Source organism: Kocuria sp. UBA1838, assembly GCF_002338785.1.
Taxonomy (GTDB): Bacteria; Actinomycetota; Actinomycetes; order Actinomycetales; family Micrococcaceae; genus Kocuria; species Kocuria marina.
The window spans coordinates 13,844-39,535 of the sequence record NZ_DDIY01000017.1 but is presented as its reverse complement, the minus strand read 5'-3'; the positions used below and the strand labels follow the sequence as shown (position 1 = coordinate 39,535).

Sequence of the window (25,692 nt, the reverse complement as noted above, 5' to 3'; positions counted from 1 at the left end):
CGCACCCCCGCCGTCCACGAGCTCGAGGCGTTCGGCCCGGTCACCTCGGTGCTGGGTTACTCGGGGGACATCGCGGACGCCGTGGAGATCGCCGCGCTGGGCGGCGGCTCGCTCGTGGTGACCGTGTGCACTCACTCCCCCGAGCTCGCGGCGCAGTTCGCCTCCGGAATCGGTGCGTACCACGGTCGCGTGCTCTTCCTGGATCGCGACGACGCTACAACCTCCACAGGTCACGGCTCCCCCGTTCCCCACCTGGTCCACGGCGGCCCCGGCCGCGCCGGTGGTGGGGAGGAACTCGGTGGCGTGCGCGCGGTCAAGCACTACATGCAGCGCACCGCCGTCCAGGGCTCCCCGGACCTGCTGACCGGGATCACCGGCCAGTGGCACTGGGGCGCGACCGCCAACACCGTGACCCGCGAGGACGTAGAGAACGGCACTGGGGAGCATCCCTTCCGGAAGTCGCTGCAGACCCTGCGGATCGGGGACCAGTTCGTCTCGGACCTGCGCACGGTCTCACTCGAGGACATCCTGGAGTTCGCGGAGAAGACCGGGGACACGTTCTACGCCCACACGGACGAGGAAGCCGCCATGGCCAACCCGTTCTTCCCCCGGCGGGTGGCCCACGGCTACCTGCTGGTCTCGTGGGCCGCGGGGCTCTTCGTGGAGCCCGCCCCCGGGCCAGTACTCGCCAACTACGGGCTGGAGAACCTGCGGTTCGTCACCCCCGTGACGTATGACGACGCCATCCGGGTCACCCTGACCGCCAAGAAGATCACCCCGCGCGTCACGGACGAGTACGGCGAAGTCGTCTGGGATGCCCGCCTGACCAACCAGAAGGACGAGATCGTGGCCACCTACGACGTCCTGACCCTGGTGGCCAAGACCTGGCCCCCCGCCGAAGGCATGGCCGCTGACTGAACCGGGGGCGGCGTCGGCAGGTGGTCACTGCCCCAGCAGCAACGACGGGCCACACCTGCGGAGAGTTGAGCGGCCGGGGAACTACGCCCGCAAGCCCGAGAACACCATTTTCACGACCGTGTCCGCGAGCTGGTCCACCGTCCCGGAACGCCCCGGCTGGTACCAGTCCACGATCGAGTTGACCATGCCCAGCATCAGACGCGGCGCCGACCTGCCGGAGATGTCCGTGCGCAGTTCGCCCTCCTCCTGCGCCTGCCGCACGAGTTCCTCCACGGTGCGCGTCAGCGTACGACGCCGCTGCAGCGCCGCGAGCTCAACCTCCGAGTTGCCCCGCAACCGCAGGAGCAGGGTCACGTAGGGCATCTGGTCCACGAGCACGTGCACCGAACCGTCCAGGATCTGCTCGAGCTTGTTCACCGGCCCGCTGCCCCCCGCCAAGACCCGTTCGAACACGGCCTCCAACGCGTCGAGGGCACGGTCCAGCGCCTGCTCGAGGATCGCCTCCTTGGATTCCACGTGGTGGTAGATCGCGGACTTGGAGATCCCCAGGTGCTTGGACAGCGTCCCCATGGACGTGGCGTCGTAGCCGTGCCGGTTGAACACGTCCACGCACACGGACAGCAGGGTCTCGCGGTCGTAGCCGGGACGGCCGCGCCGCGGCGCCACAGCGACGTCGGCGGAGGAGTTGAGCTCGGTGGGCATGGACGTGGCCTCGACCTTCTGGCGGGGACGGAATACCTCAGGTTACCCGGTCGTCGCTTTCTCACCGCCGGGAAAGTGGCGGGGCGGCGTCGGGCGGGAATCAGGCGACGTCGCCGCGGAGGGGCCTACTTGTCGCGGTGGTCGTAGACGCGGCGCAGCTTGCCCGAGGAACGTGCGAGGGTCCCGGGCTCGGCGATGTCGATCGCGGCGCTCGATGTGGATGGTCATCTGGTCCATGCGGTGGGGCCGGGTGATCTCGAGCGTGAAGTGCGGGGAAAGCGCGGGGATCTTCAGCGCGAGTTCCTCGATCTGGGACGGGAAGAGGTTCACACCGCGCAGGATGATCATGTCGTCCGAGCGCCCCGTGATCCGGCCCATGCGCCGGTGACCCGGACGCGCGGTGCCCGGCAGCAGACGGGTGAGGTCGTGGGTGCGGTAGCGGATGATTGGCAGCGCCTGCTTGGTCAGGGCGGTAAACACGAGTTCGCCGGGGCGGCCGGTGGGCAGCACGGTGTCGTCGAACGGGTCGATGACCTCCGGGCGGAAGTGGTCCTCCCAGATGTGCGAACCGTCCTTCGTCTCGCAGGACTCGCCGGCCACGCCGGGACCCATGACCTCGGAGAGGCCGTAGATGTCGCACGCGGAGATGTTGAACGTCTTCTCGATCTCGTGGCGCATCTCCTCGGTCCACGGCTCCGCCCCGAGTACGGCGTGTCGCAGGGAGGTCTCGCGCGGGTCGAGACCGAGCTTGCGGAAGCCGTCCGCGATGGTGAGCAGGTACGTGGGGGTGGAGAGGATGGCCTGCGGCTCGAAGTCCCGGATGAGCTGCACCTGCTTTTCCGTCTGCCCTCCGGACATCGGGATCACGGCGCATCCCAGGCGCTCCGCACCGTAGTGGGCGCCCAGCCCGCCGGTGAACAGCCCGTAGCCGTACGCGTTGTGCACCTTGTCCCCGGGCTTCATTCCCGAGAGCCGGAAGCAGCGTGCCACGAGGGCCCCCCATGTCTGCAGGTCCTCCTCCGTGTAGGCCACCACGGTGGGCTGCCCGGTGGTGCCCGACGACGCGTGGATGCGTCGGATCTCGGACATGGGCGTGGCAAAGGACGTGAACGGGTAGGCCTTGCGCAGGAATTCCTTGTCCGTGTAAGGGAACTTCGCGAGGTCCTCGAGCTCCCGGAAGTCATCCGGGTGCACCCCGTGCTCGTCGAAGAGCTCCTGGTAGGCGGGCACGTTCTCGTACGCGTAGTGCAGGGTCCAGTTCAGGCGCTCCGTCTGCAGCGCCTCGATCTGGTCCCGGCTCATCAGCTCCTCGGGATCCGGCTGAGAGGAGTCCCCGGAGGCCACGGGGTGGTACGGGCTGGGCACGGAGCACGACGTCATGGGTTCACGCTTTCTGGCGAAGGGGCACGGTGCGGCTGCGGCCGCGGAACTGGGCGACGACGTCCCCGTCCTGGGTGGAGACGGTGATGTCGCACAGGCCGCTGCGCCCGGTGGTGGCGATCTGGCGACCCTCCGCGACGAGGGTCTGGCCCGGGTGGGCCGAGCTGAGGAAGTTGATGTCCACGCCCTGAGCCACGGTCATGGAGGTGCCGTCCGGTTCCGGGTCGTTGCACGTCATGGCGAAGCACGAGTCCGCGAGCGCGAAGATCATCCCGCCGTGCACGATGCCGAAGCCGTTGAGCATCTCCTCCCGCACGGCCATGGAGATCACGCAGTGCCCGGGGTCCACGCGCTGCACGGTGATCCCCAACCACTCGGAGGCACGGTCGCCAGTGAGGACGGGATGGTGTGGCACGGGGGCTCCTCAGATTTTCAGAACGATCGGTCAGTAGGTAACCGCGAAATGTGACGTGTGTCAACAAGTCCAGGGCTCCGCCGCGGCGTCGTCACCCCTGCACATCCATTGGCGAACCCCCCGCCTCCCGGGCGGAAATTGTGTTGACGACCACACCGGGGGCCTATATTCTGAACGAGCGGTCAGTTATTATTGTCGGCAGCGTACAGAGTTCATCCTCCGCTCCCATCTCACCCGCGAACCGAGGACACACACCATGACTGAGCAGACCACCTCTGCGGACCAGGCGGAGCCCACCGCCGAGCAGCAGCACTTCGAGCACCTCCTCAGCGAGGACTCCCGCGTGGAGCCCCGGGACTGGATGCCGGAGGCCTACCGGAAGAGCCTGACCCGCCAGGTCTCCCAGCACGCGCACTCCGAGATAATCGGTATGCAGCCGGAGGCCAACTGGATCACCCGCGCCCCGAGCCTCAAGCGCAAGGCCGTGCTGATGGCCAAGGTCCAGGACGAGGCCGGCCACGGGCTGTACCTCTACTCCGCGGCGGAGACCCTGGGCACCCCGCGCTCCGTGCTCAACGAGCAGCTGCTGAGCGGCAAGGCCAAGTACTCCTCGATCTTCAACTACCCGGCCCGCACCTGGGCGGACATGGGCGCGATCGGCTGGCTCGTGGACGGCGCCGCGATCTGCAATCAGGTGCCGCTGTGCCGCGCCTCGTACGGCCCGTACGGCCGCGCCATGGTGCGCATCTGCAAGGAGGAGTCCTTCCACCAGCGCCAGGGCTGGGAGATCCTCTACGAGCTCTCCCACGGCACCGAGGCACAGAAGCAGATGGCCCAGGAGGCCGTGAACCGCTTCTACGGCCCCGCCCTGCAGATGTTCGGTCCCCCGGACGCCGATTCGCCCAACTCGCAGCAGTCCATGGAGTGGAACATCAAGCGCTTCTCCAACGACGAGCTGCGCCAGCGCTTCGTGGACATGATCGTCCCGCAGGCCGAGGCCCTCGGCCTCACCCTGCCGGACCCGGACCTGAAGTGGAACGAGGCCCGCGGCCACTACGACTACGGCCAGCTGGACTGGAACGAATTCATGTCCGTGATCAAGGGCTCCGGGCCGTGCAACGTCCAACGCATGAAGCGCCGTCGTGAGGCCCACGCGAACGGTGCGTGGGTGCGCGAGGCCGCGCAGGCCTACGCCGAGCGCCAGGCGCGCGAAGCAGCGGCGTCGTCCCCCGAGGCCGCCGTGGCGATCGACCAGACCACCGTCATGGCGGGCCGCGGCTCCGCAGAACTGATCGGAGCGTGAGCATGAGCGAGAACCAGAACGGTAATTGGCCCCTGTGGGAGGTCTTCGTGCGTTCTTCGCGCGGGCTGTCCCACGTGCACGCGGGCTCCCTGCACGCCCCGGACGCCACCATGGCCGTGCGCAACGCGCGTGACCTCTACACCCGGCGCAACGAGGGCACGAGCGTGTGGGTGGTGCCCGCGAACGCCATCACGGCGTCGGACCCGGACTCCAAGGGCGGCTACTTCGAGTCCGCGCAGGGCAAGAGCTACCGCCACGCCACGTACTACACCAAGAGCGAAGGGGTGAAGCACCTGTGAGCGCGTTCGCCTCCCACGACTCCGCCACCAAGCAGTCCGCGGGTGACGCGATCACCGCCGAGGAGATCGCGGAGACCGGCGGCAAGGCCTCGGAAGCCGTGGCCCAGTACGCTCTGCGTCTCGGCGACGACGCCCTGATGCTGTCCCAGCGCCTGGGCTGGTGGATCTCCCGGGCCCCCGAACTCGAGGAGGACATCGCCCTCGGCAACATCGCGCTGGACCTCATCGGCCACGCGCGCTTCCTGCTGACCTACGCGGGCTCCGCGTGGGGGAAGACCGAGGACGAGCTCGCGTACTTCCGCAACGAGGAGGAGTTCCGCTCCGTGCGCCTCGTGGAGCAGGAGAACGGGGACTTCGGTCAGACCATCGCGCGTCAGCTGCTGTTCTCCTTCTACCAGTACGAGCTCTACTCGGCGCTGCAGTCCTCCACGGACCAGACCCTGGCCGCGATCGCGGACAAGGCGCTGAAGGAGGTCGAGTACCACCAGGACCACGCCGCCCAGTGGATGCTGCGCCTGGGCCTCGGAACCGAGGAGTCCAAGCGGCGCATCCAGGAGGGCCTCTACTACATGTGGCCCTACCTGGACGAGCTGTTCGCGGACGAGCCCCTGCACGACGAGCTCGAGGGCATCGCCGTGCGGCCCTCCAGCCTGCGCGAGCGGACCATGGACCGCGTCACCGCCCTGCTGGCGGGGGCCGAGCTCGATGTCCCGAGCGTGGCCCAGGCCCGACTCTCCGCCGCACCGCGTGACGGCTCCTACTCCGAGTACCGCGGGTACATCCTCGCCGAGATGCAGTGGCTCGCCCGCCAGCATCCTGGCGCCACGTGGTGAGCACCGTGTTCTCCCGCGTTCCGCCCCGCTCGCTGCCGCCCACGGGCGGCGTGGCGCCCCGGGAGGTCCCCCTGGGGCCGTCCCGGCGCCCGAGCGATCCGGACGACGCCGCCCTGTGGGACGTCGCCGCCACCGTGTGCGACCCGGAGATCCCGGTGATCACGCTCGAGGACCTCGGGGTGCTGCGGGACGCCGTGGCGCGGGAGAACGAGAACGTCGTCGTCATCACCCCCACCTACTCGGGCTGCCCCGCCATGGACACCATGGCCGCGGATCTCGAAGCCGCGGTCACCGCCGCCGGCTACGAGGACGTGCGCGTGGTGCAGGTGCTGCGCCCGGCGTGGACCACCGACTGGATGTCCACCGAGGGCCAGGCCAAGCTGCGCGAGTACGGCATCGCCCCGCCCACCGGGCGCACCGCCGCCGGGCATAACTCCGGACCGGTGCGACTGAGCCTGGCCGTGAAGTGCCCGCACTGCAGTTCCCTGGACACCCGCGAAATGACCCGTTTCGGGTCCACGTCCTGCAAGGCCCTGTGGGTCTGCAACGACTGCAAAGAACCCTTCGACTACTTCAAGGTGCACTGATCATGAGCGAAACGCCGGACACCTCTGCCGTGGAGGAAGCCACCGAGGCCAGCGCGGGTGACGGCAAGCGCCGCGCCACGTTCAACACCCTCGCGGTCTCCGAGGTGCGCAAGCTGACCCCCGACTCCGTGGAGGTCACGTTCGAGGTCCCCGAGGACCTCGTGGCGGACTACAACTACCTGCCCGGGCAGTACGTGGCCATCCGCTCGCAGATCAACGGGCACGAGGTGCGCCGCTCTTACTCGATCTGCGCGGACCCCACCCCGGGTGAGATCCGTGTGGCCATCAAGAAAGACATGGGCGGCGTGTTCTCCACGTGGGCGAACGAGCAGCTCGCCGCCGGGGACACCCTGGACGTGATGAACCCGCAGGGCGCGTTCACATCCAAGGTCAACATCACCTCCATGAACGACCCCGAGAAGCTCGCCGAGCGGGAGGTGGCCAAGAAGCGCAACGTGCACCTGGTGGCGTTCGCCGCCGGGTCCGGGATCACGCCCATCATGGCGATCGCCCGCGCGCTGCTGCGCGCCTCCGACACCGCCGCGATAGACGTCATCTACGCCAACCGCTCGTCCATGGACGTGATGTTCTCGGAGGAGCTCGGGGACCTCAAGGACAAGTACCCCGCCCGCCTGGCCGTGCACCACGTGCTCTCCCGCGAGCAGCGGATCTCCCCGCTGATGTCCGGGCGGATCGACCACGACAAGCTCGAGGAGCTGCTGGACCACGTGGTCCAGGTGGACTCCACGGACGAGTGGTTCCTGTGTGGGCCCTTCGAGCTCGTGCAGCTGTGCCGGGACGTCCTCAAGGAGCGCGGCGTGGACGAGTCCCGCGTGCGCTACGAGCTGTTCACCACCGGCAAGCCCACCACCCCGCAAGGCCAGCAGGGCCGCGTGGTCAAGGCGGACCCCAAGGGCGAGAACTACAAGATCGTCTTCAACCTGGACGGCACCTCCGCCCAGGTGAAGTCTCCCAAGTCCGCCGCGGAGACCGTTCTCAACGCCGCCCTGCGCGTGCGCCCGGACGTCCCCTTCGCGTGCGCCGGCGGGGTGTGCGGCACGTGCCGCGCCAAGGTCACCTCCGGCGAGTTCGAGATGGAGGAGAACTTCGCGCTCGAGAAGGACGAGCTGGACGCCGGGTACGTCCTTACCTGCCAGACGCGCCCCACGTCCGACCGGTTGAGTGTGGACTTCGACGCCTGAGTCCCATGCACTCCGCCGACGACGCCGCGCCGGGACCACGCGGCGTCGTCGTCGTACCTGCCCGCTCGCCCCGCGGGGCGCACAGGAACCCCGAACCGCAAGGAGAACCCCATGATCGACCTGACGGTCGAGGACGCGATCGCCCGCGTGGTGCTCGACGCGCCCAAGAAGCTCAACTCGCTGGACGAGACCGCGCTGGACGACCTCGCCGCCGCATACACCGAGGCCGAGCGGGCCGGCGTGCGAGCGCTCGCGCTGAGTGGCGAGGGGCGTGCGTTCTGCTCGGGCCGGGACATCTCCGCCGTAGACCCGGCGAGTGACGACACCGACGGCTACCTCACCGGCAAGGTGCAACCGCTGCTGCAGCAGATGTCCCGGTTCCCCGCGCCCACGTTCGCCGCGGTGCAGGGCGCGTGCTTGGGCGTGGGGCTGGGGCTCGCGATCGCCACGGACGTGGTGTACGTGGCGCAGGACGCGACCATCGGATCCCCGTTCGCCAACCTGGGGGCCACGCTGGACTCGGGCGGGCACGCTCTGTTCACCGAACGACTGGGCCCCCACCGCACCCTGGACCTGATCTACACCGCCGAGATGATGACCGGCGCTGAGGCCGTGGCGGCGGGACTGTTCTCCCGAGCCGTGCCGGCGGAGGAGCTCATGGAGTTCACCATGCAGCGGGTGTCGAAGGTGGCCCGCGGTGCCACGCAGTCCTACCTGGCGTCCAAGGAACTCGTGGCCCAGGTGCGGGACAACCGCGTGGGGCTGTGGGAGTCCATGGCCGCGGAGAACAAGGCCCAGGCGGCCCTGTGCGCCACGGACGACTACAAGGAGGGCTTCGCGGCATTCCAGCAGAAGCGCAAGCCGGAGTTCACGGGACGGGACTGAGCGCTTGGGCCGCAGCCGGGCCGCCGTGAGTAGGGACGCCGTCGGCCTTCGCTGCGCATACCTGGGCGGCCGCTCCGACGCGGTGAGTACATCTGTGCCCCGGAAAGACCACGGGAAGCGCCTGTCCGTGTTTTTTCGGGGCACAGATGTATCGCGTGATGGCTTCCCGCGTGGCCTACGCTGAGGCCCATGCCCACAGCGCGTGACAGCGAGTCCAAGCGGCGTTCCTCGGGACGCACCGATCAGCCCCTTGAGGACGAGCTGGTCGAGGAGTTCCAGAACACCGTCCAGGAAGGCGCGGATCGGCTGCACCGCACGTGGCGGGCGTTGATCATCACCGGCCTCTTCGGCGGGATCGATGTGGGCCTGGGCATCATGGCCATGCTCGCGGTCATGGATGTCACCGACTCCAAACTGCTGGCGGGCATCGCGTTCGGCGTGGGGCTGCTCGCGTTGCGCCTGGCCCACTCCGAGCTGTTCACCGAGGACTTCCTGCTCCCCATCAACGCGGTGGTCGCCGGTCACGGGACGTGGTGGTCACTCGTGCGGCTGTGGGGTGGGACCCTGCTGGCCAACCTCGTGGGTGGTTGGGTGTTCATGTGGGTGGTCGTGGCGGCGTTCCCCGACTTCACGGACTCCCTGGTGGAGGTCGCCTCGGGGTACGTCGCGGACGGGATCGGGTTGGAGACCGTGTGCCTGGCCCTGTTGGCCGGTTCCACCATCACCCTCATGACCCGCATGCAGCAGGGTACGGACAACGACATGATGACCGCGGTGATCTCCCTGATCGGCGGCCTGTTGGTCGTGGGCCTGGGCATGCTCCACGGAGCGCTGAACTCCATCGTGATCTTCGGTGCCATGCACGCCGGTTGGGACTACTCCTACCTGGACTGGTTCGTGTGGTTCGCGTGGGTCATCCCGCTGAACATGATCGGCGGCCTGGTGATCATCTCCATCCCCCGCCTCATCCGCACGTGGGAACTGCTCATGGCCGAGCGCCGCGGCGAGAGGATCTCGGACGCGTCGTCCGAGGAGGAAGAGGAAGACTGACCGTGACAAATGCTCCTCGTCGACACATGTTCGGTTTCCCGTGAAGGGTTTACCCATTTGATCAACGATCCTCTGATCGTCCTCTCGATCGCGGCTGGAAGGGTTACCCCGTCACCGAGAACTGGGTCGCCCCCGCAGGAATGGACGCCTTCGCCTGTCTGATGGGAATCCTTCCTGTACGCCCAGCAAAATCGACGGCGGATTCAACCGGTCAACGCACCACCACCGCTAGTGGATCGTGGGTGTCATGGCCGGATTGTCGAACGAGCAGCAAGAGAACGTTTGGGCGTTGTGGGCGAAGGGCGAGTCGGTCAGACTTATCGCCCGCACGATCGGCGTGAGCCAGACCCCAGTCAGGACCCTGTTGCGCCGCTATGGCGGAGTGAAGCCGCCGCCGCGCGCCCGGAACCGACGCCACCTGACGATGAGTGAACGTGAAGAGATCTCCCGCGGCATCGCTGCCGGCTTGTCGTACCGAGCCATCGCCACGCGGCTGGGGCGCCATCACACGAGTATCAGCAGGGAAATCGCTCACCACGGCGGGCCCAGCACGTACCGCGCCGCCACCGCCGATGCGGGCGCGTGGCGCAACGCCCGCCGCCCGAAACCCACACGTCTTCACCGCGACCCGGCGCTGTCGAGCCTGGTCGCGGTGAAACTGGAACGTGGTTGGTCACCCACCCAGATCGCCCATTGGCTACGGCGCGAGCAACAGGATTCGTTGTCGCACGAGTCGATCTACCACGCGCTGTACACCGGCCAGATCCACGCGCCACGACAGGGAAATCTCCTGCGATCAGGGCGATCGCTGCGCCATGCGCGCGTCGCGAAACCCCGCCAACGCCGCGGCGTGTTGCGGAACATGACCTCCATCCACGATCGGCCCACCAGCGTGGAAGAGCGCCGCGAAGCGGGGCACTGGGAAGGCGACCTCGTCATGGGCCGGCGCCCGTCCGCCGTGGCCACGCTCGTCGAACGCTCCACCCGCATGGTGCGCGTCGTTGCCCTGCCAAACGGGTATAAGGCTGACACGGTCAGAGACGCGCTCATCAACAACCTCGCCGACGTGCCGCCGAACCTACGCCGGTCGTTGACGTGGGATCGCGGCCGAGAAATGGCCTGCCACGATCAGATCGCACACGCCCTGGGCATGCAGGTGTTCTTCTGCGACGCCCGCTCACCGTGGCAGCGCGGCACGAACGAGAACACGAACCGCCTGCTGCGTCAGTACCTCGCGAAGAACACCGACCTACGCTCCTTCACCCAGGCCGACCTCAACACCATCGCCGCGCGAATCAACGAACGGCCCCGCAAAATCCTCGACTGGGCCTCATCCCACGACGCTTACGCCGATAGCCTGAGCACCACCAGCGGTGCGTTGACCGGTTGAATCCGCCACCATTAATTCCTCCAATGCCGGCCCTTCCGCTTCGGTGTTCCAACCATTGAGTATCCGGATCCCACCCTCGACAGGAATAAACATTTCCCGTACCCCCATGGAGAATGGTTGCCGAGAAGGGTACAGGCTGGCCATATTCACCTGATTCACCCGACACGGGAGGTAGCTCGGATTGTTGATCCCCAGGACAGCTTTCCAGGCGGTGGGGCAGGTCAAACTGTCACCGGTTCGCTCCTCACGCCCGATCCGCTACCTCCCTTCAATTACCGGACTGGGGTCAGGTTTCCAACGGCTTCCCTGTACAAGCTCGTTGTCATGGCCGCCTTCTGTCAGGCTGCGGACGATGGCCTCATCGACCCGGCTGCACCGGTCGATCTGGTGCCTGAGACCCGCGTTCCCGGGCCCACGGGGTTGTCGATATGCCTGGACCCCGTGTGCATGTCGTGTCGAGACCTGGTCGAATTGATGGCGACCATCTCGGACAACACGGCTGGAAAAGCGGTGCTATGCGCCATGGGTCACGATCGTGTGGCACACACTCTGAGACACCTCGGGTTGCTGCAAACCGATATCCGGCCCTACCTTCTCGCAACCGATCTGCACACGGCCGAAGATGCCCGTGACGCCGATAATCTGGATCCCTACCTTCTGCCCGATCCCCGGGAATACGACCCCCTGCTGGTATCGAATACCACGGCCTCCGATCTCGTAGATATCCTTTCGTTCATCTGGGAGGACCGCGCAGCCACTCCCTCCCAGTGCTCGTTCATGCGGCATGTACTGGGATAACAAGCATGGGGACACCGTTTCGCTGAAGTCTTCACGTACCCGGGTGTCCAGAGCGCAGCCAAGACTGGGTCTTTGGCGGCGCTCAGCCATGAGGCTGGGGTCATTTCCCACCCCGACGAACCGCCTATCGCCGTCGCGGTCCTGACACAATCGGCCCGCAGGGAGCGGACCATTCCTCTGTCCAACACGGTGGGGGGGCAAATCGCTCGCCACTGCGTTCGTAGCTACCGCCAGGTCCTGCAGATACTCACGGATGGCGCCCATTTAGGTCATCATTGCGATACGGCGTACCGGGGGCTGCCAATCCGGCCGGTACATCTGAGTCCCCAAAAGGCCGGTGGTGGCGGGTTCTGATCGCATTTCCCGGCCTCAGATGTTCTGCGCATGACTGACCGTCCCGCCCCCGGGGTCACGACGCCGTACGGTTCCGCCCTGCGGGAACAGGCCGAGCCCCGGTGTGACCCGCCCCACCGCCGCTCAGTACCGTGGGGCTCATGACCACTTCCGTGTTTGACCTCGATGCCTTCGACCGCTCGGTCCGCCCGCAGGACGACCTCTTCCGCCACGTCAACGGTTCATGGCTGAAGGAGGCCCGTATCCCGGACGACAAGGCCAGCACCGGGGCGTTCATCGAACTGCGGGATCAGGCCGAGCAGGCGGTGCGCGAGATCATTACGGGCGCAAGCGCGGAGGGCGGCGCAGCGGCGTCGAACCCGGCGGAGCAGGGCGCCGAGACCAAGATCGCGCTGCTGTACGCGTCCTTCATGGACACGGACCGGATCGAGGAGCTGGCCACCGAGCCGCTGCGCGAGGACCTGGACGCCGTGGCCATGATCGACTCCCCGCGTGCGCTGTCCAAGTGGTTCGGTACGGCCATGCGCCGGGGGATCGGGGCGGCGCTGGACATCGACCTGGACTCGGACCCCGGGGACCCGCAGCGCAACCTCGTGTTCGTGGGCCAGTCCGGGTTGGGGCTGCCGGACGAGGAGTACTACCGCGAGGAGCAGTACGCCGAGATCCGCGAGAAGTACATGGCGCACGTGGCGAAGATGCTCGAACTGGCCGGATTCGAGGACGCCGCCGAACAGGCGCAGGCGGTCATGGAGCTGGAGACGCGCATCGCCGCACAGCATTGGGACAAGGTCACGGTGCGGGACCTCACCAAGATGTACAACCCCATGGGGTTCGCGGAACTCACGGACCAGGTGTCCCGCCTGGATTGGGACGCCGTGCTCGAGGGCATGGGGCTCACCCCGGAGCACCTGAGCACCGTGATCAATGCCCAGCCCAGCTTCTTCATGGGCCTGGACGAGCTGCTCACCGACGACCTGCTGGACGCGTGGAAGTCCTGGGCCCGCTGGCACGTGGTCTCCGCCCGCGCCGCGTACCTGCCGCAGGCCTTCGTGGACCAGAACTTCTCGTTCTACGGGACCGTGCTCTCCGGGACGCCGCAGTTGCGCGAACGCTGGAAGCGCGGCGTCGGGCTGGTCAACGGCGCCCTGGGTGAGGCCGTGGGCGAACTGTACGTCGCCGAGAACTTCTCGCCGTCCGCCAAGGCGCGCATGGACGAGCTCGTGGCGAACCTGCTGGAGGCGTACCGCGACTCGATCGAGCACCTGGACTGGATGACGGAAGACACCCGGGCCGAGGCGCTCAAGAAGCTCTCCGGATTCACTCCTAAGATCGGCTACCCGGAGAAGTGGAAGGACTACTCGGGCCTGCTGGTGCGCGGGGACGACCTGGTGGGCAACGTAGTGCGCACCGCCCAGTTCGCGGTGGACGAGCTCGCGCGCAAGGCCGGCAAGCCGGTGGAGAAGCACGAGTGGCTCATGACCCCGCAGACGGTCAACGCGTACTACCACCCGCTGCGCAACGAGATCGTGTTCCCCGCGGCCATCCTGCAGCCCCCCTTCTTCAACGAGGACGCGGACGACGCCGTGAACTACGGGGCCATCGGCTCGGTAATCGGTCACGAGATCGGTCACGGCTTCGACGACAAGGGTTCCACGTGCGACGGCGAGGGCAAGCTGCGCAACTGGTGGACGGACGAGGACCGCGCGGCGTTCGAGCAGCGCACGGCCCGTCTCGTGGGCCAGTACGCGGCGCTGTCCCCCGCGCAGTTCGCGGACGACGACGCCGCTCCGCACGTCAACGGCGAACTCACCCTGGGTGAGAACATCGGAGACCTGGGCGGCTTGTCCATTGCCTACAAGGCATGGAAGACCGCGCAGGAGAAGAAGGACCGTCCGGACAGCGAGAGCGTCGACGGGTACACCCCCGCGCAGCGGCTGTTCATCTCCTGGGCCTACGTGTGGCAGGAGAAGTCCCGGGACGAGGCGCTAAAGACACGCATCGCCACGGATCCGCACTCCCCCGCCGAGTTCCGTGCCGTCCAGACCCCGCGCAACGTGGACGCGTTCTACGAGGCGTTCGACGTCAAGGACTCGGACGGCATGTGGCTGCCGGAGGAGGAACGCGTGGCCATCTGGTAGCGCCCCTCGAGCTACGTGGACAGGAGCCCCGCCGGTCGGACCGGCGGGGCTCCTGCGCGTCTCAGACGCTCGAGCGGGATTGCTGCATGAACTCGTTCATCGCGAATCCCCAGATCGCGAAGAAGAACACGAACCACAGCACCATCAGGATCAGCAGCACCACACCGACCCAGCCCAGGACCTTGCCCGCGGTCGCCCTGCCGCCGAGTTTCTCAGCCTTCGTAGCCTGCCACAGGGCGAACGGTGCGAGGATCGGCAGGACGGTGACCCCCAGGATGCCCAGCACGAGTGACGTCTCCGAGCTGGAGCTCGCCTGCTGTTGCCGCTGGGCGTCCTCCGGTCCGGCGGGGACGTAGTGCCACTGTCCTGCGGGCTGCGCGTAGGGACGGTGGGTATCGGCCGACACGGACAGGGGCCGCGTGTCGCGGTGGTACTCGGTCCCCGGGTACCGGGTTCCTTCCTCGTGGGGCGAGGTGCCACTGCCCGGGTGGTTGCTCGTGCTCATGACCTGTTCTCCCTACGCCAGTGGTCTGCGAGTGCGACCATCTTCTCGTGCGCGGCACGAGCGGACAAGGGTGCGCCCCCCGCCCACGACGCCGCTTCCGGCCCCCCGAGCGCATACCATCACCTCAGGATCCTGCTTCTGCACCGAGAGGCGCGTACGGAGAGCCCAGACGAAGGAGAACCGTGAGCCACCCCGAAGACCCGGCCGAGCGGCGTCGTGGATCGATCAGCCACCGTGTCCTGCGCGGCGGGACGGAACCGGACCCCCGCTTCACGCTGGCAAACGAACGCACGTTCCTCGCCTGGATCCGCACGTCCCTGGCCTTCTTGGCCGGGGGCATCGCCATCGAGGCGTTCACCGGGGACATCTTCGACATCGCGGTGCGCAAGTTCCTGGCCCTGGTCCTGCTGGTGCTGGGTATGTTCCTCAGTGCCGGAGCCGCACTGCGGTGGCTGCGCGTGGAACGTTCCATGCGGCACAAGGCTCCCCTGCCCCTGCCGCTGATCGTCCCGCTCGTGGCGGTAGGGGGCGCGATCGCCTCCGGGGTGCTCGTGGTCGTGGTGCTGACCCGATGAGTTCCATCACCCCGCCGGGCGTGCGCACGCACGAAGATCCGGGACTGCAACCCGAGCGCACCGTGCTGTCCTGGGGCCGGACCATGCTGGCACTGTGCACCGCCGCAGCGATCTACCTGAAGTGGCTCCCGGCCCACGGCGCGTTCGTGCTCTCGTTGTTCACCGTGGCGTTGTGCCTCTCCGGAGGGATCTATGCCACACAACGCATGCGTTATCGGCGAGAATCCGTGGGAATCGCCGGGGAGCGGATCACGCCGGACCTGGTGGCCGTGGTCGTGACCTCCGGGACGTGTCTGGTGCTGGGCGTCCTGGGAATCATCACGGTGATCGTCTTCTGAGAATTTGTGGCCACTTCGGTGGACCCTTGCGTGGGGATCCCCACGTGTGCTGCGATGCCGCGCATAATGTCCCTCAGCCGCCGCGATCCGCTGCGGCGCCGGACCATCACAACTACGGGAGAACCCTGTGTCTTCATCTTCGTCCGGTGGGGGAAACATCTCGACGGCGGCCACGCCGCCCGATCCACACGCATCCCACCGCCCCGATCCACGGCCCACCGGCCAGGACGTCGCGCCCGACGGCTCGCTGCGCCGCACCCTCAAGTCGCGTCACCTGACCATGATCGCGATGGGCGGTGCGATCGGCACCGGTCTGTTCGTGGCCTCCGGCAACTCCATCAACACCGCGGGTCCCGGCGGGGCGCTCGTCGCCTACGCTGCGATCGGGTTCATGGTGTTCCTGCTCATGCAGTCCCTGGGCGAGATGGCCACGCACCTGCCCGTGGCGGGCTCGTTCGAGGAGTACTCCACCCGCTACATCAGCCGCTCCTTCGGCTTCGCGATCGGGTGGAACTACTGGTACAACTGGGCGATCACCGTGGCCGCGGAACTCGTGGCGGCCGCGCTGGTGATGCGCTACTGGTTCCCGGACGTCCCCGCGTGGATCTGGTCCGCACTGTTCCTGGTAATCCTCTTCTCCCTCAACGCCCTCAGCGCTCGCGCGTACGGCGAGAGTGAGTTCTGGTTCTCCCTGGTCAAGGTGATCACCGTGGTGATCTTCCTGGTCCTGGGTGTCCTGATGATCCTGGGCATCCTGGGCGGCCCGTCCCCCGGGTTCCACAACTGGACCGCCGGCGAGGCGCCCTTCGTCAACGGCTTCACCGGCATCATGGCCATCTTCATGGTCGCGGGGTTCTCCTTCCAGGGCACCGAGCTCGTGGGGGTCGCGGCCGGCGAGGCCGACAACCCCCGCGAGACCGTTCCCAAGGCCATCCGCACGGTCTTCCTGCGCATCCTGCTCTTCTACATCGGCGCGATCGCCGTGATCGGTTTCCTGATCCCCTACACCGATCCCCACCTGCTCGCGAGCGATGTGGAGGACGTCTCCATCTCCCCGTTCACCCTGGTGTTCGAGCACGCCGGTGTCTTGGCCGCGGCGAGCGTGATGAACGCCGTGATCCTCACCGCCATCCTCTCCGCGGGCAACTCGGGCCTGTATGCCTCCACCCGTATGCTCTACGCGCTCGCGAAGAGCGGGAAGGCTCCCCGGTTCCTGGCCCGGGTCAACCGCCGCGGTGTCCCGATGCTCGCACTGCTGGCCACCACGCTGATCGGCATGTTCTGCTTCCTGACCACCCTGATCGGTGAGGGTCAGGCGTACGTGTGGCTCATCAACGCCTCCGGCCTGGCCGGTTTCATCGTGTGGATGGGGATCGCGTGGAGCCACTACCGGTTCCGCAGGGCCTACGTCCTGCAGGGCGGGGATCCCAAGAACCTCACCTACCGTGCCCGGTTCTTCCCCATCGGCCCCGTGGTCGCGCTCATCATGTGTGCCGTGGTGATCCTGGGTCAGGGCTACAGCCTGATCACGTCCGGGGAGGTCAACGCCCTCGGCCTGCTGTCCTCGTACCTGGGCCTGCCCGTGTTCCTGGCCCTGTGGCTCGGGCACAAGGCCGTGACCAAGGACAAGCCCGTGGACCTGCTCACCGCAGACGTCTCGCAGCACTGATCCGACCGTGCCCCACGGATGACATGACGACGCCGCTCCAAGGCTTGGAGCGGCGTCGTCGTGTCCGCGGGTGGGGATCGGGGCGTCAGTCCGCGATCAGATCCCGCATCACGATGGTGTCGTCCCGATCCGGGCCCACACCGATCGCGGAGATCCGGCACCCGGACATCTTCTCCAACGCCTCGACGTACGCGCGGGCGTTGGCGGGGAGGTCCCCCAGGGTGCGGGCCCCGGTGATGTCCTCGGTCCAGCCCGGGAAGTTCTCGTACACGGGCTGGGCGTGGTGGAAGTCGGACTGGGTCATGGGCATCTCGTCGAAGCGCTGACCGTCCACCTCGTAGGCCACGCACACCGGGATCTCACGCAGCCCGGTGAGCACGTCCAGCTTGGTGATGAACAAGTCCGTGAAGCCGTTGATCCGCGCGGCCTGGCGGGCCATGACGGCGTCGTACCAGCCGGTGCGGCGCGGCCGGCCCGTGTTGACGCCGAACTCGCCGCCGGTCTTGCGCAGCTGCTCACCCATCTCGTCGAAGAGCTCGGTGGGGAACGGACCGGCGCCCACGCGCGTGGTGTACGCCTTCTGGATGCCGATCACCCGGGTGATGCGCGTGGGGCCCACACCCGAGCCCACGGACGCGCCGCCCGCGGTGGGGTTCGACGACGTCACGAACGGGTAGGTGCCGTGGTCCACGTCCAGGAAGGTGGCCTGGCCGCCCTCCATGAGCACCACTTCGTCGCGGTCCAGGGCCTCGTTGAGCACTCGCGTGGAGTCCACGATCATGGGCGCGAGGCGCTCGGCGAAGCCCAGGAAGTACTCCGCAATCTCATCCACCTCGAACGCGCGGCGGTTGTAGAGCTTGACGAGCAGCTCGTTCTTCTGGCGCAGCGCGCCCTCGATCTTCTGCCGCAGGATGGACTCGTCCAGCACGTCCTGCACGCGGATGCCCAGGCGGCCCACCTTGTCCATGTACGTGGGACCGATCCCGCGACCCGTGGTACCGATCGCGCGCTTGCCCAGGAATCGCTCGGTGACCTGGTCCAGCGTCTGGTGGTACGGGGCCACGAGGTGCGCGTTGGCGGAGATCCGCAGGTGGGACGTGTCCGCGCCGCGGGCCTCGAGGCCATCGATCTCCTCGAACAGGGCCTGGGGGTTGATCACCACGCCGTTGCCGATCACAGAGGTGGCGTTGGGGCTGAGGATACCCGCGGGAAGGAGCTTGAGCTCGAACTTCTCACCGCCCACCACCACGGTGTGCCCGGCGTTGTTGCCGCCGTTGGGCTTGACCACGTAGTCCACCCGGCCACCCAGGAGATCCGTGGCCTTGCCCTTGCCCTCATCGCCCCACTGGGCTCCGACGATCACGATTGCTGGCATAGCTGGCTACTCCTGCCCGGGCTTGCACCCATTCGGCACGACAACGGTTGAGGAGTACGCGCGGGGCACGTACCAACCAATTCTAACGGTGACGCCCACCACCGCCGCCCTCGTCCGCCTACCCCGGTCACGGCGCGAATCCGGCGTCCGACACGCCACGGACATCGCGACTGGTGAGAGCACAGAATATTCTGATGAAACCTTTACTTTTCGGCAGGTCGCACGCAGGCTTGGGTCATTGCGATGCACCTCACGACATCCCCCGAATGTCAAAGGACGAGACATGAACCACGAGACAAGGGCTGGTCGTGGCAGAGCCGTCAAGGCCTGCCTCACGACCGCCCTGGGCCTGGCACTGGCCCTGGGCACGGCGCTGCCGGCGAGCGCCGTCGACATCACCCCGGCGCCCAAGACGGACGATCACAACACCCAGAACCCCGACCGGCTGATCGGCTCGGACCTCAAGGATGCCGAAGGCCAGGTGGCGGTCTTCGTGCAGCTGCAGGGACCGAGTGCCTTCGAGGCCACGCAACCCGAGGGCGTGCGCTCCGGGAGCCAGGACCCGGTCCAGGCCGCCGCGCGGGTGCGGGCCATCCGCCAGTCGGTGGAGAGCATGGGTTCCACCCTGGCCTCCGCCTCCGGGTCCGACCTGCTGTACACCACATCCAACGCCCTGCGCGGAGTCGCCCTCAAGGGGGATGCCGCGCAGTTGCGTGAGCTGAGCAAGCGCTCCGACGTGGTCAAGATCTCCAAGATCGTCCCCGCCTACCGCAACAACGCGGGTTCCGTGCTGGACACCAACACCCTCAACGCCTGGACCCAGACCGGCCAGACCGGTAAGGGCGTCAAGGTCGCCATCATCGACTCGGGCATCGACTACACCCACGCGGACTTCGGTGGTCCGGGCACCATCGACGCCTACAAGAAGGCCAAGGCCTCGAACGACCTGCCGGGCAAGGACTCGGGTCTGTACGACTCCAAGAAGTTCCTCGGCGGGTACGACCTCGCGGGCGACGCCTACGACGCCCAGATTCCCACCAGCGTCCCGAAGCCGGACAACAACCCGCTGGACTGCGAGGCCGGCGGCCACGGAACGCACGTGGCGGGCACCACCGCGGGCTACGGCGTGGGCGCGGACGGCAAGACCTACAAGGGCGATTTCACCAAGCTGACACAGGAGCAGGTCGGCAAGATGCGGATCGGCCCGGGCACCGCACCCGAGGCGCAACTGATCGGGCTGCGCGTCTTCGGCTGTGAGGGTTCCACCAACCTGGTCCTCGACGCCCTGGACCGTTCCCTGGACCCCAACATGGACGGGGACTTCTCGGACAAGGCGGACATCATCAACATGTCCCTCGGGTCCGACTTCGGCCCAGCCGACGACCCCCAGAACGACTTGATCGACGCGCTGTCCCGCCAGGGCATCCTCTCGGTCATCGCCGCGGGCAACGCCGGGGACGCCCACGAGATCTCCGGCTCCCCGGGCAGCGCGCGTTCCGCATTGACCGTGGCCAACTCCCAGGGCAGCACCGCCGCGCAGGACAAGGCCGAGGGCCTCTCGCCTGACAGCGCCCAGGGTGAACTGACCGGCTCCTACAGCGGGAGCTTCAACTACAGCGATGCCAAGCCCGAACAGCTCCAGGGCGACGTCGTGGTCGGCCCGCAGGACAACCGTTTCGGCTGCACTCCCTTCTCGCAGAACTTCGGCGGCAAGTGGGTCATGCTCGACTGGGAGGACAAGGCCGGCTTCCCGTGCGGCTCGAAGGTCCGCTTCGACAACGTCCAGGCCGCCGGCGGCAAGGGCGTGGTCCTGGAGTCCGACTACTCGGTGGATCCCACGAGCATCGCGGGCAACGCCGGCGTCCCGGGTCTGCTGATGAGCAAGGAATCCGTCGCCAAGATCAAGCCGGCCGCCCAGGCCGGCGGGGCCCGGGTCAAGCTAGCCCCGGAGTGGATCGGTGCCGCCAGGGCGCAGACCGGCCAGAAGGACCAGGTCAACGATTCGACCTCCCGCGGTCAGCACGGCAGCAACGGGGTCATCAAGCCCGACGTCGCCGCACCCGGCACCAACATCGGTTCCGCCGGTGTGGCCGCGGGCAACGGCGTGTCGGTCAAGACCGGCACCTCCATGGCCACCCCGCACGTGGCCGGGATCGCCGCCCTGGTGCAGCAGAAGCACCAGAACTACAACCCCCAGATGATCAAGGCCGCCATCATGAACTCGGCCGTGCACGACGTGCACGCCGCGAACGGGGCCACCTCCGCGGTGGACCGCGTGGGTTCGGGTCGTGTGGACGCACTGCGCGCCGTGAACCAGGACGTGCTGGTCTACGACAAGGCCAATCCGGCCCTGATCTCCTCGACCTTCGGGGTCACCGAGATCAAGAACGGCAAGGAGACCTTCTCCCGTGAGCTGGTCGTGGACAACACCAGCGGCGCGGCGCACACGTACCAGGTGCGCTTCGACGCTTCCACCGACGTCCCGGGCGTGAGCTTCTCCACGCCGGGCTCGGTCAGTGTGGCCAAGGGCGGCAAGGCCACCGTCAAGGTGACCGCCACCGTGGATCGCGCGCAGCTGGCCAAGACCCACGACCCCTCCGAGGCCGTGACCCAGCTGGGCTTCGCCCGTCAGTTCCTGGCCTCCGAATCCGGCCGCCTGGTCCTGACGGAGAACGGCCAGGACCTGCGCGTCCCCATGTCGATCGCCCCGAAGCCGGCGGCCGACATGCGGGTGGACAACGCCACGCTGGACCGGTGGGACAAGAACGGCACGAGCGCCGTCGCCCTCGCCGGCACCGGCCTGGACCAGGGCGGCTGGCAGTCGGCCCTGGGGGCCTTCGAGCTGGGCGCCAAGTCGGGCCGCCTGGATTCCACCAAGCTGGCCGGCGGCAACTCCCAGTTCGCCGATCTGCAGTACGTGGGCGCTTCCTCGAACCTCCCGCAGCTGAAGGCCGAGAAGAAGGACGTGAGCAAGGACGGCATGATCAACTTCGGTGTCTCCAGCTGGGGCAACGCGAGCACGATCAAGCCGGACGTCTCCACGGAGATCGCGATAGACACCACCGGCAATGGTCGCCCCGACTACATCGCGGCCTTGGGCCGGACGGATGGTCTGGACTACCCGGTGGTGAACCTGTACGGCTACGTCAACGGTGAGCTCACGGTGATCGACAGCCAGCCGCTGAACGGTTCCTGGGGTGACGTGGACACCAACACGTTCGACACCAACGCCATGGTGATGCCGGTCAGCGCCGCGAAGCTGGGTATCGATCCCACCAAGACCGACACCAAGCTGACCTACCAGGTGACCACCTTTTCCGGGAGCATCGACGGCCCCGTGGACCGCACGGGCGTGATCGAGTACAGCCCGGTCACCCCGAAGATCTCCTTCCGCGGGGAACAGGTCAACACGTCGCTGTTCACCGATCTGCCCGGTAAGAAGCTGACCGCGCACCGCGGTTCGGAGAGCGCCAAGGGCGAGGCCCTGTTCCTGCACCTGCACAACGCCACCGGGGACCTCTCCGGTATCCGCGCGGGTCAGGACGGCGCCAAGGCCGAGGTCAAGACCTTCCAGTCCGCGGCGAAGGCCCCCGAGACCCAGAACCCGATGTTCAAGGACGTTCCCAAGAACCACGTGTTCTACTCGGAGATCTCCTGGCTGGCCAACAAGGGCATCACCCGCGGTTGGCCGGACGGGACGTTCCGCCCCGCCCAGGCCGTGAACCGTGACCAGATGGCCGCGTTCCTCTACCGGATGGCCGGTTCGCCGCAGTACACGCCTCCCACCAAGTCCCCCTTCAAGGACGTGCCCACCAGCCACGTCTTCTACAAGGAGATCGCCTGGATGAGCGAGCAGGGCATCACCAAGGGGTGGCCGGACGGGACCTTCCGCCCGTACCAGCAGATCAACCGCGACCAGATGGCCGCGTTCTTTTACCGGATGGCGGGATCCCCGGCGTACACCGCTCCGAAGGCCTCCCCCTTCAAGGACGTGCCCACCAACCGCGTCTTCTACAAGGAGATCGCCTGGATGAACGGGCAGAACATCGCCCGTGGTTGGTCGGACGGGACCTTCCGCCCCTACGAGCCCGTGAGGCGCGATCAGATGGCGGCGTTCCTCTTCCGCTACGACCAGCAGAAGTAGTCGCTCCCAGCGGGGTTCACCACATCGGTTGATCCTCCGCAACGGCGAGGGCCCCGTGGCAGCCACAGTGTGGATGTCACGGGGCCCTCGCCGTGTCCGGGTCAGGCCTTTTGCCCTACCGGCCGTAGAGCTGCTTCGCCTCGTCCCGCTTGGCGCGCACCGCCTCGGCGAAGCCCGCGGGCGCCGTCAGTTCTTCCAGGGCCACAGGCTCCGAGGTCTGCCCGGCATGGACCAGCGACCAGTTGGAGCCGACCTCGATCACGGACTGGTGCTTGACGTCGTAGTACCCGGGTTTGCCGCTGAGCGCGACACCCCTGGCCCCGTGCAGCGCCGCGACCAGGTGGTGGTGGAAACGGGTGGTCAGCCACACCTGGTGCGGCCCGAACGTGAAATCCCCGTCCCATGCGGCCTGGAACGGGATGAACCCGTCCGGGGCCACGAGATCCCGCAGCCGGTCGAAGCCCTCATGATCGTCCCCGGGGATGGCCTCGAGGTAGCGCACGGATTCCCGGGGTAGATCCCACCGCCGCACTTGCGCCCCGGCGAAGTCCAGCATCCGTTCGAAGGACCCCTCCGCCAGGGTGTCCGACTGCACGCACACCACCACCTCGCTCGGGGCGTCCGTACCTTCGGTGCGAGCGGACGACCCATCCCCCTTGTGCCCGGACAGGAGCCCGAGGGCCCGTGCGTGGCGGGTGTCCTCCGCGAGGAGGAAAGCGTCGTCGAACCCCACGGGCACTCCGGCGGCCTGGGCGCTGGGGCGGTCCCGCACGCTGAGGTGGTCCAGGTCCGTGAGCGGGTCCCCCGCGAAGGGCATCAGCCCCTGACCCGTGGCGAACAACCGCGCCCCCGAGATGTCCCGGACCGCGCGCATCGCCTCGACGATGTGCAGGTTCGCGGCCCAGTCCCGGTGCAGCACCCCGCCGCCCAGCAGGTGCACGGTGCTCGCTTCGCGCAGGGCGAGCAATCCCGCGTCGTACTTCGGGGACCCCAGATCCTCGATCAAGCTGCGCATCGAGCGCCCCGAGCCGTGTTCCACGTCGTGCAGAGCGTGGAAGACCGTATTGACCACATGCAGTCGTGGATGGATGCCGCGCAGCAGGGCGGTGACGGTCCCCGGTTCGCGGACGTCCAGCCACACGTCCGTGGTGGGTGCCACCTTGGCCAGGTAATTGACCCAGGTGGCCGCAATCAGCTCGTCCCCGAAATTCGGGTAGCCCGCCCACGAAATCAGGTAGATCGGGGGCTTGCGAGCGGGAGGGACCCGTCGATGGTCCTTCAGAAGATTGCGCATGGATGCAGGGTACCCACAGGTCGATCCCAGGATTCAGGGGTTGCACGGTGTCCCCATCGGCGGGGCCGTTGTCGGCTCGGCGAATCACCGCGCCGAACACATCGACCGCGGCAGCCCCAGAGTAGCCCCGTCCGGTCCCGCCTGCCGTGCGCAGGATGACGGACGGCCACCACCGGTGCCCGTGCGGACGGGTAATGTTCTCTCCCATGACTGCACCCCACCCACCCCATGACGGTCCCACCGGCGCACGCGGTTCGGCCAGCGTGATCCACGGGGGATCCCGCGAGCACTCGCCGCACGCGCCGTCGCAACCGCCACAGGGAAGTTACCTCAAGCCGCGCCACCTGGTGATGATGGCGCTCGGTTCGGCCATCGGCACCGGCCTGTTCGTGGGGACGGGCGCGGCGATCCAGACCGCCGGGCCCGCCGTATTGATTTCCTACCTCGTGGCGTGTCTGCTGCTCGTGCTCGTGATGCGCGCGCTGGGCGAGATGGCCGCCGCGGATCCGTCCTCCGGCGCGTTCTCGACCTACGCGGGCAAGGCCATGGGACCCACGATCGGTCGCGCCCTCGGGTGGTTGTGGTGGGCCCAGATCGTGGTGGTCGTGGCCGCGGAGGCCACCGCCGCCGCGCAGCTCGTGACCGAGATGTGGCCCTCGCTGCCCCAATGGTTGTGGGCGTTGATCTTCATGGCCGTGTTCACGGTCATCAACCTGGTGCGCGTGGGCACGTTGGGTGAGACGGAGTTTTGGTTCGCGCTGCTCAAGGTCGCCGCGGTCGTGGCGTTCCTGGTCGTGGGTGTGCTGTTGCTGATCGGTGTGCTGCCCGCTCCGAGCCCGGGGCTGTCCAACCTCACGGAGCACGGCGGGTTCATGCCCAACGGCATCACGGGGGTTGCGGCCGCACTGCTGGTGGTCGTCTTCGCGTTCGGCGGCACCGAGCTCGTGACTATCGCCGCCGCCGAGACGGAGGACCCGCAGACCAACGTGGCCCGCGCGATCCGCACCATCCTGATCCGCATCCTGATCTTCTACGTGGGCTCCGTGACCGTCATGGTGCTGGTGCTGCCGTGGAACAATGAGGGCCTCTCCTCCAGCCCGTTCGTCGCGGTCCTCACGGAGGTGGGGATCCCCGGTGCGAACGTCCTGATGAACATCGTCATCATCCTGGCGCTGCTGTCCGCGCTCAACGCGAACGTGTATGGCAGTTCGCGCATGCTCTACTCCCTCGCGCGCCGGGGATCCGCACCGCGTGGGCTCGCGGCCACCTCCTCGCGCGGGGTTCCCCGCCTCGCCGTCACGATCTCGGTGCTCTTCGGCTTCATCGCCGTGGTGCTCAACTACCTGTGGCCCGAGACGGTGCTCAACGTCATGCTCAACGTGATTGGCTCCACGTGCCTGGTGGTCTGGGCCCTGGCGCTGATCTCCCAGATCATCCTGCGCAAGCGCGCCGACCGCGCCGGGGTGTCCTCGCCGCTGAAGATGTGGGCCTTCCCGTGGCTGTCCTACTTCGCCCTGGCCCTGTTGGCCGCGATCGTC

The 25,692-nt window shown here is 67.5% G+C and carries 21 protein-coding genes and 1 pseudogene; 16 read left to right on the top strand and 6 right to left on the bottom strand.

Going from position 1 to position 25,692, the window contains the following annotated elements:
• Window positions 1-918, top strand: a 918-nt coding sequence (locus B3I25_RS09280) for a MaoC/PaaZ C-terminal domain-containing protein (RefSeq protein ID WP_286738734.1), incomplete at its 5' end; no start/stop codon positions are given.
• A gap of 81 nt (window positions 919-999) precedes the next feature.
• Here B3I25_RS09280 and B3I25_RS09275 read toward each other — a convergent pair.
• From B3I25_RS09275 to B3I25_RS09265, 3 genes are read right to left on the bottom strand one after another with little or no spacing between them, the layout of a single operon-like run.
• A complete protein-coding gene (locus B3I25_RS09275; RefSeq protein WP_098053544.1) occupies window positions 1,000-1,620 on the bottom strand; it encodes a TetR/AcrR family transcriptional regulator in 621 nt (206 codons plus the stop codon).
• A gap of 42 nt (window positions 1,621-1,662) precedes the next feature.
• Window positions 1,663-3,000 carry a phenylacetate--CoA ligase family protein gene (locus B3I25_RS09270; protein ID WP_414672705.1) on the bottom strand — a complete coding sequence of 446 codons (1,338 nt, stop codon included), beginning with the start codon at window positions 2,998-3,000 and terminating at the stop codon, window positions 1,663-1,665.
• A 4-nt stretch (window positions 3,001-3,004) separates the two neighbouring features.
• Entirely contained in the window at window positions 3,005-3,415 is a 411-nt protein-coding gene (locus B3I25_RS09265) for a PaaI family thioesterase (protein ID WP_064846495.1), read from the bottom strand.
• 256 nt (window positions 3,416-3,671) lie between these two features.
• On the opposite strand from B3I25_RS09265, the gene paaA reads away from it, so the two are divergent.
• From paaA to B3I25_RS09215, 10 genes and pseudogenes are all read left to right on the top strand, one after another.
• Window positions 3,672-4,718, top strand: coding sequence for a 1,2-phenylacetyl-CoA epoxidase subunit PaaA (gene paaA / locus B3I25_RS09260; RefSeq protein WP_064846494.1), 1,047 nt, complete (start codon window positions 3,672-3,674; stop codon window positions 4,716-4,718).
• A gap of 2 nt (window positions 4,719-4,720) precedes the next feature.
• Window positions 4,721-5,017, top strand: a complete 297-nt coding sequence (gene paaB, locus B3I25_RS09255) for a 1,2-phenylacetyl-CoA epoxidase subunit PaaB (RefSeq protein ID WP_064846493.1) — start codon at window positions 4,721-4,723, stop codon at window positions 5,015-5,017.
• Entirely contained in the window at window positions 5,014-5,850 is an 837-nt protein-coding gene (gene paaC, locus B3I25_RS09250) for a 1,2-phenylacetyl-CoA epoxidase subunit PaaC (protein ID WP_098053545.1), read from the top strand. The genes paaB and paaC overlap by 4 nt, the downstream gene beginning before the upstream one ends.
• A 50-nt stretch (window positions 5,851-5,900) precedes the next feature.
• Window positions 5,901-6,437, top strand: a complete 537-nt coding sequence (paaD, locus tag B3I25_RS09245; RefSeq protein WP_098053591.1) for a 1,2-phenylacetyl-CoA epoxidase subunit PaaD — start codon at window positions 5,901-5,903, stop codon at window positions 6,435-6,437.
• A 2-nt stretch (window positions 6,438-6,439) separates the two neighbouring features.
• Complete coding sequence (gene paaE / locus B3I25_RS09240; protein ID WP_286738733.1) at window positions 6,440-7,639, top strand: 1,2-phenylacetyl-CoA epoxidase subunit PaaE; 1,200 nt, start codon at window positions 6,440-6,442, stop codon at window positions 7,637-7,639.
• 111 nt (window positions 7,640-7,750) lie between these two features.
• On the top strand, window positions 7,751-8,524 hold the full coding sequence (locus B3I25_RS09235) for an enoyl-CoA hydratase/isomerase family protein (protein ID WP_286738732.1): 774 nt from the start codon (window positions 7,751-7,753) through the stop codon (window positions 8,522-8,524).
• Between the two features lie 189 nt (window positions 8,525-8,713).
• Window positions 8,714-9,574 carry a formate/nitrite transporter family protein gene (locus tag B3I25_RS09230; RefSeq protein ID WP_286738731.1) on the top strand — a complete coding sequence of 287 codons (861 nt, stop codon included), beginning with the start codon at window positions 8,714-8,716 and terminating at the stop codon, window positions 9,572-9,574.
• 247 nt (window positions 9,575-9,821) lie between these two features.
• Window positions 9,822-10,964 (top strand): IS30 family transposase, encoded by a 1,143-nt coding sequence (locus tag B3I25_RS09225; protein ID WP_286738730.1) that lies wholly within the window; start codon window positions 9,822-9,824, stop codon window positions 10,962-10,964.
• A gap of 117 nt (window positions 10,965-11,081) precedes the next feature.
• Window positions 11,082-12,116: pseudogene (locus B3I25_RS09220) on the top strand (serine hydrolase).
• Between the two features lie 140 nt (window positions 12,117-12,256).
• Complete coding sequence (locus B3I25_RS09215; protein WP_286738728.1) at window positions 12,257-14,254, top strand: M13 family metallopeptidase; 1,998 nt, start codon at window positions 12,257-12,259, stop codon at window positions 14,252-14,254.
• A gap of 61 nt (window positions 14,255-14,315) precedes the next feature.
• On the opposite strand, the gene B3I25_RS09210 is transcribed toward B3I25_RS09215, so the two are convergent.
• Entirely contained in the window at window positions 14,316-14,759 is a 444-nt protein-coding gene (locus B3I25_RS09210; protein WP_206069172.1) for a DUF4190 domain-containing protein, read from the bottom strand.
• A 182-nt stretch (window positions 14,760-14,941) separates the two neighbouring features.
• Here B3I25_RS09210 and B3I25_RS09205 point away from each other — a divergent pair, with 182 nt between their 5' ends.
• From B3I25_RS09205 to B3I25_RS09195, 3 genes are all read left to right on the top strand, one after another.
• Entirely contained in the window at window positions 14,942-15,334 is a 393-nt protein-coding gene (locus tag B3I25_RS09205) for a YidH family protein (protein ID WP_064846485.1), read from the top strand.
• Window positions 15,331-15,672 carry a DUF202 domain-containing protein gene (locus B3I25_RS09200; RefSeq protein WP_085106814.1) on the top strand — a complete coding sequence of 114 codons (342 nt, stop codon included), beginning with the start codon at window positions 15,331-15,333 and terminating at the stop codon, window positions 15,670-15,672. The genes B3I25_RS09205 and B3I25_RS09200 overlap by 4 nt, the downstream gene beginning before the upstream one ends.
• A 280-nt stretch (window positions 15,673-15,952) precedes the next feature.
• Window positions 15,953-17,341: an amino acid permease gene (locus B3I25_RS09195; RefSeq protein ID WP_286739014.1), complete on the top strand. Its 1,389-nt coding sequence runs from the start codon at window positions 15,953-15,955 to the stop codon at window positions 17,339-17,341.
• 85 nt (window positions 17,342-17,426) lie between these two features.
• On the opposite strand, the gene B3I25_RS09190 is transcribed toward B3I25_RS09195, so the two are convergent.
• Window positions 17,427-18,716, bottom strand: coding sequence for an adenylosuccinate synthase (locus B3I25_RS09190; protein ID WP_064846482.1), 1,290 nt, complete (start codon window positions 18,714-18,716; stop codon window positions 17,427-17,429).
• 283 nt (window positions 18,717-18,999) lie between these two features.
• Here B3I25_RS09190 and B3I25_RS09185 point away from each other — a divergent pair, with 283 nt between their 5' ends.
• Entirely contained in the window at window positions 19,000-22,860 is a 3,861-nt protein-coding gene (locus B3I25_RS09185) for a S8 family serine peptidase (protein ID WP_286738727.1), read from the top strand.
• A 115-nt stretch (window positions 22,861-22,975) separates the two neighbouring features.
• Here B3I25_RS09185 and B3I25_RS09180 read toward each other — a convergent pair whose 3' ends face one another.
• The gene (locus B3I25_RS09180) at window positions 22,976-24,154 is read right to left on the bottom strand and encodes a polysaccharide pyruvyl transferase family protein (RefSeq protein ID WP_286738726.1); all 1,179 of its coding nucleotides are present in this window, start codon (window positions 24,152-24,154) and stop codon (window positions 22,976-22,978) included.
• 206 nt (window positions 24,155-24,360) lie between these two features.
• On the opposite strand from B3I25_RS09180, the gene B3I25_RS09175 reads away from it, so the two are divergent.
• The coding region (locus B3I25_RS09175) for an amino acid permease (RefSeq protein WP_286738725.1) at window positions 24,361-25,692 on the top strand (1,332 nt) is incomplete at its 3' end.